General features: G+C 59.1%; 12 protein-coding genes. 8 read left to right on the top strand and 4 right to left on the bottom strand.

Annotated features, from left to right (window positions below; all coding sequences use genetic code 11):
• Nucleotides 1-341 precede the first annotated feature (341 nt).
• From AC1DUP_RS31420 to AC1DUP_RS31395, 6 genes are read left to right on the top strand one after another with little or no spacing between them, the layout of a single operon-like run.
• Nucleotides 342-1,340, top strand: a complete 999-nt coding sequence (locus tag AC1DUP_RS31420; protein ID WP_477836675.1) for an NAD-dependent epimerase/dehydratase family protein — start codon at nucleotides 342-344, stop codon at nucleotides 1,338-1,340.
• A gap of 33 nt (nucleotides 1,341-1,373) precedes the next feature.
• On the top strand, nucleotides 1,374-2,552 hold the full coding sequence (locus tag AC1DUP_RS31415) for a glycosyltransferase family 2 protein (protein WP_477836674.1): 1,179 nt from the start codon (nucleotides 1,374-1,376) through the stop codon (nucleotides 2,550-2,552).
• Nucleotides 2,546-5,557 (top strand): glycosyltransferase, encoded by a 3,012-nt coding sequence (locus tag AC1DUP_RS31410; RefSeq protein ID WP_477836689.1) that lies wholly within the window; start codon nucleotides 2,546-2,548, stop codon nucleotides 5,555-5,557. Before AC1DUP_RS31415 ends, AC1DUP_RS31410 begins: the two co-directional genes overlap by 7 nt.
• Before the next feature lie 6 nt (nucleotides 5,558-5,563).
• Nucleotides 5,564-6,655: a glycosyltransferase family 2 protein gene (locus AC1DUP_RS31405; protein ID WP_477836673.1), complete on the top strand. Its 1,092-nt coding sequence runs from the start codon at nucleotides 5,564-5,566 to the stop codon at nucleotides 6,653-6,655.
• Complete coding sequence (locus AC1DUP_RS31400) at nucleotides 6,652-8,400, top strand: ABC transporter ATP-binding protein (RefSeq protein WP_477836672.1); 1,749 nt, start codon at nucleotides 6,652-6,654, stop codon at nucleotides 8,398-8,400. The genes AC1DUP_RS31405 and AC1DUP_RS31400 overlap by 4 nt, the downstream gene beginning before the upstream one ends.
• 3 nt (nucleotides 8,401-8,403) lie before the next feature.
• A complete protein-coding gene (locus tag AC1DUP_RS31395; RefSeq protein WP_477836671.1) occupies nucleotides 8,404-9,564 on the top strand; it encodes a glycosyltransferase family 2 protein in 1,161 nt (386 codons plus the stop codon).
• Here AC1DUP_RS31395 and AC1DUP_RS31390 read toward each other — a convergent pair.
• On the bottom strand, nucleotides 9,561-10,475 hold the full coding sequence (locus AC1DUP_RS31390; RefSeq protein ID WP_477836670.1) for a DMT family transporter: 915 nt from the start codon (nucleotides 10,473-10,475) through the stop codon (nucleotides 9,561-9,563). The two genes, AC1DUP_RS31395 and AC1DUP_RS31390, sit on opposite strands and share 4 nt — an antisense overlap.
• 298 nt (nucleotides 10,476-10,773) lie before the next feature.
• Here AC1DUP_RS31390 and AC1DUP_RS31385 point away from each other — a divergent pair, with 298 nt between their 5' ends.
• A complete protein-coding gene (locus AC1DUP_RS31385; protein WP_477836669.1) occupies nucleotides 10,774-11,976 on the top strand; it encodes an ROK family transcriptional regulator in 1,203 nt (400 codons plus the stop codon).
• Nucleotides 11,977-12,067: 91 nt separating this feature from the next.
• Here AC1DUP_RS31385 and AC1DUP_RS31380 read toward each other — a convergent pair whose 3' ends face one another.
• A complete protein-coding gene (locus tag AC1DUP_RS31380; RefSeq protein ID WP_477836668.1) occupies nucleotides 12,068-13,069 on the bottom strand; it encodes an NADP-dependent oxidoreductase in 1,002 nt (333 codons plus the stop codon).
• 50 nt (nucleotides 13,070-13,119) lie between these two features.
• Entirely contained in the window at nucleotides 13,120-13,935 is an 816-nt protein-coding gene (locus AC1DUP_RS31375) for an oxidoreductase (protein ID WP_477836667.1), read from the bottom strand.
• Between the two features lie 85 nt (nucleotides 13,936-14,020).
• On the opposite strand from AC1DUP_RS31375, the gene AC1DUP_RS31370 reads away from it, so the two are divergent.
• Nucleotides 14,021-14,482 (top strand): winged helix-turn-helix transcriptional regulator, encoded by a 462-nt coding sequence (locus AC1DUP_RS31370; protein ID WP_113508620.1) that lies wholly within the window; start codon nucleotides 14,021-14,023, stop codon nucleotides 14,480-14,482.
• Nucleotides 14,483-14,607: 125 nt separating this feature from the next.
• Here AC1DUP_RS31370 and AC1DUP_RS31365 read toward each other — a convergent pair whose 3' ends face one another.
• Entirely contained in the window at nucleotides 14,608-16,635 is a 2,028-nt protein-coding gene (locus AC1DUP_RS31365) for a beta-N-acetylhexosaminidase (RefSeq protein ID WP_477836666.1), read from the bottom strand.
• Nucleotide 16,636: the final 1 nt, after the last annotated feature.

Raw genomic sequence — 16,636 nt, 5'->3', positions numbered from 1 at the left:
ACCTGGAATTAAATGCGCCGGGGTCGCGTATCCGTCTCGTTCTTTAATCGTTCCGGTGGTTCAACCGGAAGAGGCAAACGATGTCGGACTTAAGTCCGTGTTGGTCAGCGCGCAAAAAAGTTAGAACGCGATTACGTTGCTTTTATCGAGGACATCGAGGTGCGCCGAAGGCGGACATCATATCCTTTTCTGAAACGGTGCATTGGATGGAGATCATTCTTGGCGCATCGATTTGCATTTAGAGCCGTTGCAAGAATCCCAAGTAACCGCCACTCGCCCGGACTGAACAATCAAAGTCCTAAATCCCAGAAATGCGAAACATGTCATCTGCTGGAGAAGTCATGAAGAAAGTGCTTGTAGCAGGCGGAGCCGGTTTTCTCGGATCGCATTTGTGCGATAGGCTTTTAAATCGCACCGACATCGAAAAATTGGTTGTTGTTGATAATCTTTGGACTGGCCGCGAGGCGAATATCTCCCACATCCGGGACCCCCGCTTCTACTTCGTGCGGTCCGACGTGGAAGAGCTTCAGACGTCGGACAAGTTTGACGAAATATTCCACCTTGCTTCTCCGGCCTCGCCGCCGTGGTACATGAAGGAACCCAAGAGAACCATTTCGGCAAATCTCATTGGAGCCTTCCGTCTTCTGGACCTCCTGAAAAAAGGGGGCCGCTTCTGCTTCACCTCTTCCTCGGAAGTCTATGGCGATCCGCTCGTCTCACCGCAGCCGGAGTCCTATAAGGGCCAGGTCGATTGCACCGGGCCACGCTCATCCTATGACGAAAGCAAACGCTGCACGGAGTCCTTGCTGTTCGAGATGCAGCGCACGCAGGGTCTGGACGTCAAAATCGTTCGACCCTTTAACGTATATGGACCGAGGACGCGGCCAGACGACGGGCGAGCTGTCTCGAACTTCGTCGCCCAGGCCCTGACCGGCCGCCCCATTACGGTGTTCGGGGATGGCCTCCAATCCCGAAGCTGGGGGTATGTCGATGACATCATTGACGGCTTCGCAAGTTACTTCTGGATGAACGAGACCGATTACAGGGGCCCGCTCAACGTCGGGAACGATCGGGAGATATCAGTCCTGGAAGTAGCTCAGTATGTCTCGCGCCTGATGGGCGGGATTCCGATCGTCTTTGAGCCCTCACCGCCGCATGATCCGACAAACAGACGACCAGATCTGACGAATGCAAACTACGTGATGCCCGAATGGTCGTGCACGATCAGCTATGAGGAAGGCGTTGCAAAAACACTGGACTGGTTCAGTCAGGAGATGAAAATTGCCACGGCACAGGCAGCTCAGGCGGGCTCCCGCCCGCTGGCCAAGGCGGGACGCTAAACGGTTCACCGGCATCTGGCACAGAGAGTAGCAATGAGGGACGTCATACCGCGTGACATGAAAGACAATGTCTTTCCTGTGCCTATCCAATACCTGGATCTTTCGTCGGATGACGTCGGTGCGAATGTCCCGGCGATCGACGCCGGGCTCGTCGTCTTCGTCTTCGAAGGCCTTCCCGTCGGTCAGGCCTATATCGAGAGGTCAGAAATCCCGGGCGCCCTGGCTGCGCGCGCCGTCTTGCCAGAGACCATCGAACACGCTCGGGACGTGATGCGGGCACCGATCAGGAACCGCGACGTCAGCCTCCTGATCTGCACCAAGGATCGGCCGGACGAACTAGCTAGATGTCTCGCATCAATCCCCACGCAGTCTTTGCCTCCGGCTGAGGTGATCGTCGTCGACAACGCGTCAGCCGGTGATGGCACGCGTCGGGCCGTCGAGGCAGCCGGTGCAACCTATGTGCGCGAAAACAGGGTCGGATTGGACTACGCCCGCAATGCCGCCGTGCGCGCGGCAAAGACCGAGTTCGTGGCGTTCACGGATGACGACGTAGTCCTGCACGAGCGGTGGCTGGAGAACCTGATGAAGGCCTTTGATCAGCCGGATATCGGATGCGTCACCGGCCTTGTCCTTCCTGGAGAGCTTTCCACGCCCGCGCAGCTGATCTTCGAAACCCATTGGGGATTTGGCAGAGGCTATAAGCGTCTGGATTTCGGCCAGGACTTCTATCGCCAAAGCGCACCATACGGGGCGCCTGCCTGGCTGATCGGCGCGGGCGCAAGCCAGGCATTCCGCCGCCAGATATTCGACGATATCGGATTGTTCGACGTGCGGCTGGATATGGGCGCAGCCGGGTGTTCGGGCGATTCGGAATTCTGGAATCGCCTTCTCCATTACGGCGGCACCTGTCGCTACGAACCGACGGCGGTTTCCTGGCATTTCCATCGTAAGGATATGAAGGGGCTCGCCAGGCAGATCCGCCAATACATGAGCGGCCATGTGGCGGCCTTGCTGGTGCAGTACCAGAACACCGGCAACCGGGGCAATCTGCGGCGCATCCTGGTCGCCTTGCCACAATATTATCTTCAGAGGTTGAGGAAACGGCTGCCCAAGGGGGCGACCTCGGACAACTTCTTTCTCAGGGAGGAGATATTGGGATGCCTGAACGGCGCCTGGTATGTCCTTCGCCGCTGGAAGATGCCGGCATGGTAACCGGACCGAAGCCGGATATATCGTTCCTTATCCCCGCTTATAGCGCGGCGGAAACTCTGGCAGACTGCCTTGGCAGCTTGCAGAAACAGTCGGTGTCAAACTGGCAGGCAGTCGTCGTCGATGACGGTTCGAAAGACGATACCTGGAATGTGCTCGAAGGCTTTGCGAAAGCCGACAGCCGGATCCTGATCCATCGTCAGGCGAATGCCGGCGCATCCGCGGCGCGTAACGCGGCCGCCGGGTTTGCGACCGCTCCTCTGCTCTGCATGCTTGATGCGGACGACTGGTTGGACGCCGTTTTCATCCAAAACATGCTACCGGTTGCGACCGATGGCCAACAACCCATCGTTGCCTATTGCAGCTATCGCCGTGTCACGCCGGACGGCCGGATGCTGAGTGTCGAAATACCCCCTGATCTCGCAGGCGACAGGGCAAAGCGGGAATTCTCGTCGTTCTGTGCGCTCGCTATTCATACGGTGGTCTTTCCCAGAGACCTTTTCATCCGGTTGGGCGGTTTGGATGTCCAACTGCAGACTTGCGAGGAATGGGATCTCTGGCTCCGTATGGCCTTTGCCGGAGTTTCGTTCCGGCAGGTCGAAGGATGCCTTGCCTTCTATCGCATGAAAACCGGCTCGCTCTCGGGTGATCCGCTGAAAATGCTGAGGGATGCCGTCCGTGTCACCACCAGCGCGCAAGCGCTGCGCTTGAAAGAAGGGCTGTCGCCGGATGCTGAGGACGCCCGATGGACGGCGCCTGCGCTCGGTCAATTGCGAATGCTCACCTGGGCCGCCTCAGTCAACCTGTGCGCGGGAGACGAACTTGCCGCGCTTGCAGAGGTTCTGCCCGAATTTCCCAACTCTTCCGGTTACGAAAACTTCCTGACCGAAGGGATATTGCATGGATTGCAGATCGGTCTGAAGGTAGCGCGCCCCGCCGATCTCGTCGATTCGTTGGAACGTTGGACGCCGGCCTTCCTCGATCTCATACAATTGCTTGAACAGCACTCTCTACCCGGAACCGGTCGCCGGATGGAAGAATTGATTGTCTGGTCAATTTCGGCACCCGACATGTCTCGCTCCTTCGCACTCGGCCATCTCCAGGTGGCCGCCATCGACACCGAGAAGCTCGCCTGGATCACCCGGGTTGACGAGGCCGATACACTGCTCCTGCACGTCTTTGCCGCAGGGCTATATGTCGGATCGCATGTCGGCGCCTTGTGGGGAGACCTTTCTGTACGCACTCAAGTCCAACTCATTATCGATGAGTTGCAGGCCGGAAATTGCTTGCCGACGCCTTTAACGTTCTCTTATGCGCGCTCTTGGACGGCCGCAGCCCTTCGCAATAGGAGGGCTTTCGGCAAAATCGTCCGGCAACGCAGCGGGCGACGGCGCCAGATCGAACATCTCTTCAAAGCGGTACATCTGACCGCGCTCGTCGAAACTGCAGCTGGCGGACGAGCGGATAATGTTCCACTCTTGCTGGAGGCGAAATCCCGCTATCAGCAGCGGCTCGCCGCCCCCTTGGTCGCGACGACGGACCAGTCTCCCGAAGCAGGAGACCACCAAACGGTACTGCATGAAGCAACGACAAAAAAAGAATATTGGGAGCGTTTCTTCGAACGCCCGGACCCCTGGAACTACGTCTCAGTCTACGAACAGGTCAAATACGAGCAGACGCTGAGCCTTGTTCCCGATGGGGTCGCAAGAACCCTGGAGCTTGCCTGCGCGGAAGGTGTGTTCACGGCAAAACTCGCACAGAAGGTCGGTTTTGTGACAGCAGCGGACATCTCCAGCCGCGCGATTGAAAGGGCATCCGAGAGATGCCGGGACCTTCCAAATGTGGAGCTTCGCGTCCTGGATTTCGTCGAAGCCGAACTTCCGCCCGAGCAGGATCTAATCGTCTGTTCGGAAGTTCTCTACTACCTGGATAACGAGGCAAGCCTGGAACAGGTATGCCGGAAAATCGCGGGTGCCCTGAAGCCGGGCGGTTACCTTGTCACGGCCCACGCCCATCTCCGGCGCGACGAGCCCGGCAGGACCGGTTTCGACTGGAACAATCCTTTTGGTGTGGGAACAATCAAGGAGGTCCTGTCAAACCTTCCTGACCTTGTGCTGGAAGAAACGGTTGAGACCGAGCTTTATGCCATTCACCGGTTCGCAAAGCGAAATACGGCAATACCGGTCGTGCGTATCGAGCCCCACGGTGTGCCTCTCGATACGGACGTCGTCAAAGACATTATCTGGGGCCCGGCGGGCATCGACCGCGAGGTCGCATGGACGAACGAGGTCGGGACCTCAGTTCCGGTGCTCATGTATCACAGGATTGCGCTCGACGGGCCGGACTCGCTCCGTCGCTTTCGGGTCGCACCGGAAACCTTCCGTAAACAGATGCAGTTCCTGCGGCGGCAGGGCTATTATGCGCTGACGGCCGAAAGCCTGACCAGCCTGTTATGTGAGGGCAAACCCATCCGCGGGCGACCCGTCGTTCTGACTTTTGACGACGCCTATCTCGATTTTCTCACCGACGCATTCCCGATCCTGGTTGAAAACGGGTTCAGCGCGGACGTCTTCGTGGTGACGGACAAGGTGGGCGGCAGGTCGGATTGGGATGCCGGTTACGGGGATACGGCACCGCTGATGTCCTGGAGCGATATCCAGAGCCTGCAGCGGCAAGGAATCCGTTTCGGGTCTCATCTGGCGTCTCACAGGCCGGCAAGTTCGCTCGACAACACTACATTGCTGGGCGAAGCAGTACTTTCACGCGACGCCCTGGAAAGCCGGCTGGGTGAGGCCGTGACGTCCATCGCCCTTCCCTTCGGTTCTACCGATTTCCGTGTGCCTGGCATTCTTGCTCACGCGGGCTACGAGATCGGCTTTTCGACAAAGCCCGCGAGAACGAGCTCTGTGGACCACCCCTTGTCACTGCCACGCCTTGAAATTCGCGGTGACCTCCCCCTCACTGCCTTTGCCGAGCTGATGGGCCAACCTGACGCCTTCATTGGATAGCGAGCCATGAACCTCGATCCTCTCCCCTTGGTCACGGTTATCATTCCTGCTTACAACGCCGAGAAAACACTCGCGAATACGCTTCGCAGCGTATCGAACCAGACTCATCAACGCCTTGAAATCCTCGTGGTCGACGATGGTTCGTTGGATGGAACGTACGAACTGGCAAACGAATATCGCCTTCAAGATCCACGCATCAGGGTCCTGAGACAGGAAAACGGCGGCGTGGCTCGTGCCCGCAACTACGGAATCCACGAAGCGGCAGGCAGCTACATCGCCCCGATCGACGCCGACGATCTCTGGCATCCCCGCAAAATCGAATTGCAACTCCGAGCGCTCGCAAGCCTTCCCGGCGGGCGCGGGGTCGCCTACAACTGGTATGCTGCCATAGACGCGAATGACGTGATTTTCGCCCATTCGAGACCCGTGCTGTATAAAGGCGGCGTCTTCGAAATCATGGTCCGGGAGAATTTTATCGGTAACGGTAGTACGCCGCTCATGCCGCGCACTGATGTTCTGGCATGTGGCGGCTACGATCCGTCGCTGCGCGACCAAGAGGCCGAGGGATGCGAAGACTACAAGCTTTACCTGGCGCTGGCCGAAAGGCTGCCTTTCGCCCCCGCCGTTGATTTTCTGACCGGATACCGTTTTACCCAGGGAAACATGTCGAGCAATGCCTGTCGCATGCTGAGATCTCATGCCTTGGTAATGACAGAGGTCAAGAGACGTTACCCGCATCTTGCTGCCGCCGCCACCGCCGCCGAATTCGATACGGCACGGTGGTATTTCGCCAAGGCGTTCTCCAGCCAGGACCATGATCAGGTCAGAAAGCTGGCGCCGATAATTGCCGGGCGGTTCCCGTTGAGGCTCGCCCTTCACGGTGCCCGCCTTGTCTGGCGTTCAGCCAAACGTCGAGCACGGCGATTGGCAAATCGATTGCCAGACCGCGCAACCGGCAAGCCACCTGCCCCGCCGATAGGGGAAGGGACGACAGCCGTCGCTTTTCCCGAGAATGGCACGTCATTCCGTCACCGTTTTGAAGTGACGGCTATTGGCCAGACTGGCGAATTCATCGAGCCACGCGCGGGTGGCGCATGACGACGAGGCGAAAATCCGCTTCCGGCAAGCCGACGGGTGCCTTCAACCTGGTCGTCGCAGCCCGTTTCCGCGAGCTTCTAAAACTCGTGCCGTCGCTCCGGCTGAAGACGTCGGTGATGATCGTGATTGGCATCCTGAGCGGCCTCATGGAAATGGTGGGGATCACTTTCCTTGTGAGCCTCGTTTTTGTTCTCGGCCAACAGGGCTCTGCTTCCGGCACTGCAATCGCCGGGCTGCCCGCGCTTTTCGGCGGGTTCGAAGCCGCGATATCGAAGTCGATGCTGGTCACCATCCTCATCTGCGCGATCATCCTCCGGATCGTTCTGGGCTTTGCCAATTCGATCATCGCGAGCATCGTCAGCCATCAGATCAGCGGCAGCATCCGACATCGTCTTTACTTAAAGATCCTGACGATCCCATTTCAGCGGTTTCAGCATTACGAACGCAGCGACCTCATGAATGTGATCGCAACGGAATCCTATGCGGTCGCTTCGGCTCACGCGAGCCTGGTCCGCCTCGGAATCAATCTCGGGACCATCGTCATCTTCGGCATCGGAATGCTCATAATGGCATGGCCGATCGCCGTACTCGGGCTTGTTTTCGGCGTTATCCATAACCTGACTCTCGGCCTGTTTGCCGGGGCCTATCGGCGTGTCGGGGTGACCGCCCTTGCGGCAATGGAGGACCTGACACAACTTACCTGGACCACACTGCAGACCTTGAAGGCAGTGAAGAGCTTCGGTCTGGAAAAGCGCCACGAAAGCATTTTCGATGTCCTTTCCACAGATGCCGGTAAAACATGGTCCCGTTCCGACCGGATGGGTGCGGTAACTTCACTTCTGAGCGAGGTACTGACATTCGGCGTGATCCTGACGATCATTCTGTCTTCGCAATTTCTTCCGGTCGACTTCCGCGCGGCGTTGTCGGCCACCATTCTTCTTTACAGGCTTCAACCGCATATCAAGGAGTTCGATTCCCAGATCCTTGGCCTCCATGCCATGGAGGCCTCCTTGCAGAACATTCTGACGATAATTTCCGAGGCGGACGATGTCAGACAGGTGGCCTGCGGAGAAAAGCTCAAACATCAGCGGAAGGAGATCGTTTTCCACGATGTTTCGTTCTCCTATGAAGGGAACATCGTTCCCGCCGTCAGCCATGTCAGCTTTTCCATCAGGACAGGGGAGACGACCGCCCTGACGGGGCCAAGCGGCTCCGGCAAGACAACTATCCTCAACATGCTGCTCGATCTCATTCAGCCGAGTGAGGGTCGCATAACCCTCGACGGCAAGGATCTTTCAACCATCGAACGATCGAGCTGGCTGCGGCTACTCTCAGTCTCGGGCCAGGACGTCGAATTGATGGAAGGCACGGTCCTCGACAACATCCGGTTCCGCCGCGAAATTTCCGCGGAAGATATCCGCTGGGCCGCAGATGTGGCTTGCGCGACGGAGTTCATCGAGAAACTGCCTTCCGGCTTCGATGAATGGCTGGGCGATGAGGCGATAAGGCTTTCGGGTGGCCAGCGCCAGCGCATCGGCCTGGCGCGTGCGCTTGCTGGCCGGCCTGAGATACTGCTCCTGGACGAAGCTACCAATGCGCTTGACGAGGCGACCGAAGCGCGCGTGCTTTCCCTCCTGCTCAAGGAATACCAGGGTCGAACACTGATTATCGTCAGCCACCGATCGTCCGTTGCCAGCCGGATGAAGCATCAGATCTGTCTCGTCCCGCCAGTGATACAGGAATAATCAATGGATCGAGGAGACGCTTTTTATTCCGCCCAGCCCTTGGTTTCAGTCGTCATTCCGGCCTTCAACGCTTCCACATATATTGAGCGTACGCTTCGATCCGCGGCACGCCAGACCTATCCGGCCCTGGAGATCATTGTTGTCAATGACGGTTCGACGGACGACACGGCAAAACTGGTCGAGCAAATCGCGATGACGGATCCACGGATCCGCCTCCTCTCTACACCGAACCGTGGTGTCGCTGCCGCTAGGAATGCCGGCATCGAGGCATCATCAGGTCGATTTGTGGCATTCCTTGACGCCGACGATCTCTGGCACCCGACGAAAGTCGAGAAGCAGGTAAACGCTCTCAATCGCTTATCCTCGCGGTGGGCTGCGGTCTATGCGCTGCATTATATTATCAATCAGAACGACGAGATCATTCGGCCCGGCGCATCCAATGTCGCAAGGGGATATATCTATGCCCGGCATCTGACTTTCAAATATATAGGCAATGGAAGCGCGCTTCTTGTGCGACGGGACGTTGCGCTCGAGATCGGTGGGTTTGATAGCTCATACGCAGCAGCAGGTATCGGAGGCTGCGAAGATCTCGATTTCGAGTTCAGGCTGGCCGCACGCTATTGTATCGAAGTCATCCCCGAACGCCTGGTGGGATACAGAGAATATCCCGGCAATATGTCATCCAATCACGTACGAATGGGCCAAGGTGCTTTAGAAGTTGTAAAGCGCTCGCTGGCCGCAAATCCGCAGGTTCCGAGATATGCAGCCAGGAGCGCTGTCGCGCTCACTCAAAAATACGCGTTCTGGCAATACAGACAGGCCAAGAGTCTGCGCCTGCTGCTCGCCACTGCATGGGTAATTTTTCAACACGACCCACGTTTCATACTTCGGTTGATATGGCAAGCGAGCCGACGTATCGTGAAGCGAGGAATGACTTTCAAGGCAACAACAGAGCGCGGTGAAAACCCGCTGCGACTGAATGAACCGAGATTCGACGATCAAATCGTCCTTACGCCTGTTGAAAGCACGGAAGAAACGGCTCGGTCACGACGCCATCTGATGCGGCTGACCGCGATCGACGCCAAGTTGAGTTCGATACATGAGAGCGCCGAGCCAATTGGGCTCCCGGGCGGTGAAATTACCACAAGACCGCACGACCCTTAGTGCCCGTCAGGCGGAACGTCAGATTTCGACGTGGTTTCAACGATGTTCTTGCGATGGAAGATGAAGAGGCCTGCGAGAACGATGATGACCGAGCCGACCAGAATCTGCCTGTCGGGCAATTCGCCGAAGAAAATGTAACCAAGGACGATTGCCCAGAGCAGCAGGCTGTATTGGAGCGGCGCAAGCAGGGATGCTGGGGCAAGCTTCAACGCGCGCGTGATCATCATATGCGCGCTGCCTGCGACGATGCCGAGCGCCAGCATGCCGGCGAGGTCAAGGGCGGAGGCGGCACGCCAATCACCGATGCTCAGGAACAGACCGGTGACCAACGCACCGACGGTCTGCCATGTGACGAGCGTCACATCGCTCGTCTGCCGCAGCCGCCGGCCAAGGATCAGCGTCAGCGCGAAGGAAAGGCTGCCGATTAGGCCGAAGATCGACGGCCAGGACAACATGGCCGTCGAGGGCCTCAGCGCAATCAGCACGCCGACGAAACCGAGGATGACAGCGAGCCAGCGGCGCCAGCCGATCGTCTCGCCCAGGAAGAAGTGCGAAAGGGCGGCGACGTAGATGGGGCCGGCCATGTAAAAGGTCATGACATCGGCAAGCGGAAGATAGGCAACTGCGGCATAGAAAAAGGCGACATCCCCCGTCGTCAGGATAACCCGCAAGATTTGCAGGGGAGTGCGCTCGACCTGAAAGAGCGAGCGAGGTCCTTGCCGGGCGATCATCGGGGCAAGAATGAGAAAGGAACCGAACGAGCGGATCACCAGAACCTGGCCGACGGCAAAGCTCGCCACCAGCCATTTGCCCATGGCGTCGTTCAGCGAAAACAGGAAGTCGCCGAGGAGCATCAGAAGCACACCGAAAAGCACTGCGTTTCCCGCGGTCTGGCTGACGCGCAAATTCATGATTCGTCCCAATTGGTTAGCCCTCTTGTCTCCCATAGAACTTCATCCTGCGATCGTCGATCCGTGAGTTAGGATTTCCATGGCAGAACTCTAATCATTGAGAGGAATTCCGTGCTTGTCCGGCGTCGTCAATCGCATCGATAGCAGCGACACTGCCGTTAAAGTGATATGTGAGGAGCGACTGGAACAATCGGCATCAATTGTCGTCGCGATCACATTGAAAAGACTGCACACTTCTCCCCTTCCCCGCATGGTCGTCTTGTGGCAATGGTGGTGGTTCAAACTCTATAAAGACATCATGAAAGCGATTTCAGGCACCAATCTCGAGCAGGCCAAGTCACACAACAGGCGTGTCGTGATTGAGGCTATCCGCACCAACGGTCCGCTGTCGCGCGCCGCGATCGCCCGTATGACGGCGCTGACGGCGCAGACGGTCTCGAACATCGTTGAAGAATTGCAGCGCTCGCATCTGCTCGTGCCTGCGAAAGCGCAGAAGCTTGCCCGCGGCCAGCCAATCATTCCCTACTCGATCAATCCGCATGGGGCCTATTCCATTGGGCTCGAACTCGGCCGCCAGCGCGCGAGCGGCGTGCTGACCGATCTCTCGGGCGCAGTCTGTGCACGCATCGAGCGTCATGTCGAACATCCCGATCCCGAACAGGCGATGCCAATCCTCGGGTCCATTGTCGAGGATTTGCAGGGAGTGTTCTCCTTTGACCGCAACAGGCTGCTTGGTGTCGGCATGGCCCTGCCTGGCCGTTATGCGGAGGGCGGCGTCACATCGCTCAGCCCGCAGAACCTGCCTGGCTGGCAGGATTTCCCCGTCGGCTACGAGCTCGAACGGCGCGTGAAGGTGCCTGTGCTCGTCGAGAATGACGCGACGGCTGCGGCCATCGGGGAGCGCCTGCACGGTGTTGCCCGCGGCTTCAGCAGCTTCGTCTATCTCTTCCTTGCGGGCGGCGGCGGTATCGGCGCCGGCATGTTCCTCGACGGGCATCTCTACAAGGGCAGCCGGCACAATGCCGGCGAGATCGGCCACATCATCGTCGAACCGCATGGCCGGCTCTGCAGCTGCGGCAAGCGCGGATGCCTCGATCGCTACGTGTCGCCGACTGTCGCTTATGAGTTCATGGGCATTGCGAATGCTGAAGAGCTTTTGCCGGATCAACTCGACGCGCTGATTGCCAGAGGCGGCGAAGGTCTGGATGCCTGGCTGGATCAGGCGGTCCAGCCGCTGCGGCAGACCGTCGATTTTCTGGAACTGGCTTTCGATCCGCAGACCATCGTGCTTGGAGGCAGCATATCGACATCGCTGATGCAGCGGCTCGCCGCGCGGCTGGAACCGCTGCACATTCCCATTGACCCCGACCAGAGGCGCACGTTACCCCGCGTCATGATCGGCATGACCGGCAAGGATACAGCGATCCTCGGTGCCGCTGCCCTGCCGATCTTTTCCGAGACCAATCCACGCTTTGACGTTCTGCAAAAGCCGGTCGGCTAAGCCGAGGCTCGCTGGTCAAGTCAGGATATGACGGCCGCTACCATGCCGCCGCCGAGAAGAAGATATTTGCGCAGTGGTCATCGGCCTTCTCTCACTTCATCGCAATGACGACCTTACCCTTCGCACGTCCCGTTTCCACATAGTCCAGTGCCTCGTTGGTCTTCTCGAACGGGAAGACCCGGTCGATGACGGGGCGAATGGCGCCTGCCTCGATCAGCGCGGTGATCTTGCCGAGCTGAGCGCCGTTTGCGGTCATGAAGAGGAAAGAATAGCCGATCCCCCGGCGTTTCGATCTTCGCCTGATGCCCGAACTCAAGAGGCGCATGACCTGCCGGAGCAGCCAGCCGGAGCCATTCTCCCTGGCGAAATCGGGATCGGGCGGACCGGAAATCGAGATCAGCCTGCCACCCGGCTTCAGGACGGCGAGCGATTTTTCCAGCGTATCCTTGCCGAGGCTGTTCAGCACGACATCATAGCCCTTCAGCACCTTTTCGAAGTCGTCCTTCTTGTAGTCGACCACCACGTCGGCGCCGATGCTTTTCACCAGATCGATGTTTGCCGTGCTCGTGGTCGTCGCCACGTGGGCGCCGAGATATTTGGCCAGCTGGATGGCGACCGTGCCGACGCCGCCGGAGCCCGCATGAATCAGTATCCTCTGTCCCTTCTGCAGGTTGGCACGCTCGACCAGAACCTGCCATGCGGTCAGCGCCACCAGCGGGATCGATGCGGCCTCTTCCATGTTGAGATTGGCGGGCTTCAGGGCGACATCGGCTGCATCGATGGCGATATACTCGGCAAACGTCCCGATGCGATCCTGGCCGGGCCGCGCATAGACCTCGTCGCCCGGCTTGAACTGCCGGACATTCGCCCCGACCCGGACCACGACGCCCGCGACATCATTGCCGAGCACCAGCGGAAACCGATAAGGCAGGATGAGCTTGAATTCCCCGTCCCGGATCTTGGCATCCAGCAGGTTCACGCTGGCGGCATGGATCTCGACCATCACGTCGTTTTCACGCAATTGCGGTTCAGGGCTGTGGCCGAGCCTGAGGGCGCCGCCTTTCTTGTAGCGATCGATCAGGAGTGCTTTCATGAGGGCGAACTTTCGTTTCTATGGTGAGCCGGCAAAGTGACAAGGCAGGCTCAGCCGGGAAGTTTGTTGAATTTCCGAAGGCTCTTGTCGACGAAGGACTCGGGCAGAAAGCGGCGGATAAAGCGCACCTGTCCCGCCGCTTTTCCGGCCGTGTAGCGTCTCTTTGGCGATGGCGCATTGGCGGCTCGAACGACAGTTGCGGCCACCACTTCGGGTGCATCGCCCTTCGCGACGATTTCGCGCATCAGCTTTTCGGCATCGGCACGTACCGCATCGTAGATGGCGAGCGGCCGGTCCGGCCGCGTGATATTCTCTTCAAAGGAGGTGCGGGTGACGCCCGGTTCGACGAGCACCACACGGATGCCTTGCGTGCGCACTTCGTGGTCGAGGGATTCCGAATAACCTTCGATCGCATGCTTGGTCGCTGCGTAGAGCGCGTTGAAGGGCGCCGGGATCAGTCCGAGGATCGAGCTCAGGTTGACGATCCGGCCGCTGCGTTGCCGCCGCATCACCGGCAGTACCGCATTCGTCATCCGTATGGTGCCGAAGACGTTGACGTCGAACACGGATTTCGCCTGCGCCGTCGTCGATTCCTCGGCGCCACCGAGCAGGCCGATCCCGGCGTTGTTGACAAGAAGATCGATCCGCCCTGCCCGGCTTAGAACCTCGTCAACAACGCCCTGCACGGATTGATCGTCGATGACATCGCAGATCAGCATCGTGATTCCGTCGCCGGTCTCGGGCATCGACCTTCGGCTGGTGCCGAAAACACGGTAACCGTCGCGCCGCAGCGCTTTCGCCGTCACCAGCCCGATGCCGGAGGAAGCCCCGGTGACCAGGGCAATGCCACGTTCTTTCTTGCTCATCTCTGCCTTCGTTTTGTCATGGACCATCCGTGTACATTCTGTTACTATCAAATCGATACTAAGTCACTACCAAAAAGATATCGACATGAAAAAACTTTCGGATCAGCCCTGCCTTATCGCCCGCAGCCTGGCACTTGTGGGCGATGCGTGGAGCATGCTGATCATGCGCGACGCCCATGCAGGGCTGACCCGCTTCGATGATTTTCGAAAGAGCCTCGGCATTGCCCCGACGATGCTGACGGGGCGGCTGTCATCGCTGACCGAGGAAGGGCTGCTGGAAAAACGTCGCTATTCCGAGCGCCCGCCGCGCGACGAATATGTGCTGACAGAGGCCGGCCGCGACTTTTTGCCCGTTCTGTTTGCGATTGGCGCCTGGGGCCGCAAGTACCGCGGCGGCGGCGAAGTAACCCGTTTCTTCGATGCCGAAACCGGAACCGAGATCGATCCCGTCACCATCGACCGCGCGACCGGCGCTCCTGTGGGAACCCGTCCCATTCGCATCGCCGAACCCGGATGCGCAGCTCCGCCGCCGGATCAGCAGGACTGACTGCTAGCGCAGCTCGCTTCGGCGTGTCTGCAACGCTCGAGCTCGCAGCTTGAGAGCGATGTGAACATCCATTGCCATAACCGTCTCCGGTGATGGCAAAAATGATCCTTAATCCTAATCCGAGCTTATGACTGCTGCAGCCCGTAGAGTAGTGGCATCAGCCCTGCGAGCGCCTTGAAACGCTCCCACGACTTGGACGACGGTTTCGTCCAGCCCGTTTCGGCAAGCGCGGACAGGCGCGGAAAGACGAGCCGATCGAAGACGGCGCGATCGGTCATCGGTTCGGACCAGATGCAGGCCTGAATGCCGCGAAGCTTCTGCTTCTGGGTTTCCGTCCAGCCGCCGATCGGATCGAAGGTGTAGAGCTTCTCGGCATCCGACGTGCCGGCCCAACTGGCGCCCGGCTCGTCCCAGTCCGGCCGCAACGCCATGTCGAGATAGTAGACCTGTCCCGGGCAAACGACGATCTCATAACCGCGATCGGCAAGCTCGGCGGAGACCTCGACATTGCGCCAGCTGCAGAGATAGCTTTTCGACTTGTCGATGACGTCGCCATGCGCCGCTTCCTCCCAGCCGCCAGTGGTGCAGCCTCTGGAAGCCAGGAAGCTCTGAATGCGTTTCAGGAATTCGGCCTGCAGGATTGCCGCACCCGAGCCATGGATGTCGTCGGCACCATGGGTGTTGGTGATGACATTCAGGCGCTTGGCATGCGCATCGGCAACCTCATCGCCGGCGAGCGAGCGTAAGCGAGCGAGCGCTTCCGGCGAGCCGGACCACGCGCCGAGCGGCACTTCGTCGGCGCCGACATGGATTGTCTTGAAGGGGAAAAGTTCGATGAGCTCCGAGAAAATGGTCTCGATGACCTCATAGGTCTTTTCTCGCGTCGGATTGACGCAATTGTCCGGAAAGCCCTGAACGGAATAATAGCTTCCCGCCTCTTCCGGATCGCGCAGCTCCGGTATTGCCTGCAGCATGGCGTAGCAATGGCCGGGGATGTCGATCTCCGGCACGACCTCGATGCCGAGAGCCCCGGCGTAGGCGACGATCTCGCGGATGACCGGTTTAGTGTAATAGCCGCCTGTGCGCGCCGGGCTGGAACCGAGCAATGGCGGCACGGCGAGGCCGTGGCCCCGCCAAGCGCCGATTTCGGTCAGTGCCGGATAGGCATCGATCTCGACACGCCAGGCTTCATCATCGGAGAGGTGCCAGTGGAAACGGTTGAGCTTGTTCCAGGCGAGTACCGCCATCAGCTTCCTGATTTCCGCCTCGCCATAGAACTGGCGAGCGACATCGAGATGCAGACCGCGCCAGCCCATCGAGGGTTCATCGACAATCTCACCGGATGCTGGGAACTGGAAGGTCCGCGGGTGCTGGCGCGCGCCGCGCCAGATCTGGCCGAGCGTGATGAGGCCGTAGAGGAAGCCGGTGTGGCTGCTCGCCTCGACGGTGATTGCCTCCCCTTCGAAGCTTAGGCGATAAGCCTCTGGGCCGAAGCCGTCAGCTTTCGTTATGATTACAGCCGCGGCACCCTCTGCGGCTGAGCGAATGATACCCTCGACGGCGAAGAGATGATCGACCAGCGCTTTGAAGCTACCGGCTGCCGCCTTCGCCTCCCGATCCTCGGCCTGCAGCGTGAAGCCTGCCGGCAAGGGTCGCCGCGAGGCGACGGCCACATGGTTCGGCCAGGGGATGATCGAAACCTGCACCGGCACGCTGGTTGGCACGGGAAAGATCTCGGCGCCGCGCTTCAACGGTGCATTGCTGGCGGCCGAACGTGTCGGTTCAAGCGTCAGTGAAACGGTACTGCCGTCAGCAAAAGCGAGATAGGCGCTGGTTGCGCCATCCGTCCAATGGCGAAATTGCCAACTCAGCGCATGCACCGAGATCGTCCAGGTTTCGCCCGTGCCGAGAACGAAGCCTTCCAGCGGCCGGAATTCGGTGAAGTTCGAAATCCTTTTCGAAACCGTAGCGCCCTCGACGCGTCCGGCGGGATCGATCCGGCCCGGCCCGCTGACGCAAAGCGAGAAGCCTGAAAGCGGCTCGGCGGCCAGGTTCTTGAGCTGCAGGACATAAGAGAAATCCTTGCCATTGGCAGGCGGATTCCAAATGGTTTCGAGCCGCAAGGCTGAAGATCGCGGTATGGACATGGTCATT

It is taken from the genome of Rhizobium sp. 01L419 (assembly GCF_056400025.1).
This window is presented reverse-complemented; position numbering and strand designations above follow the sequence as displayed.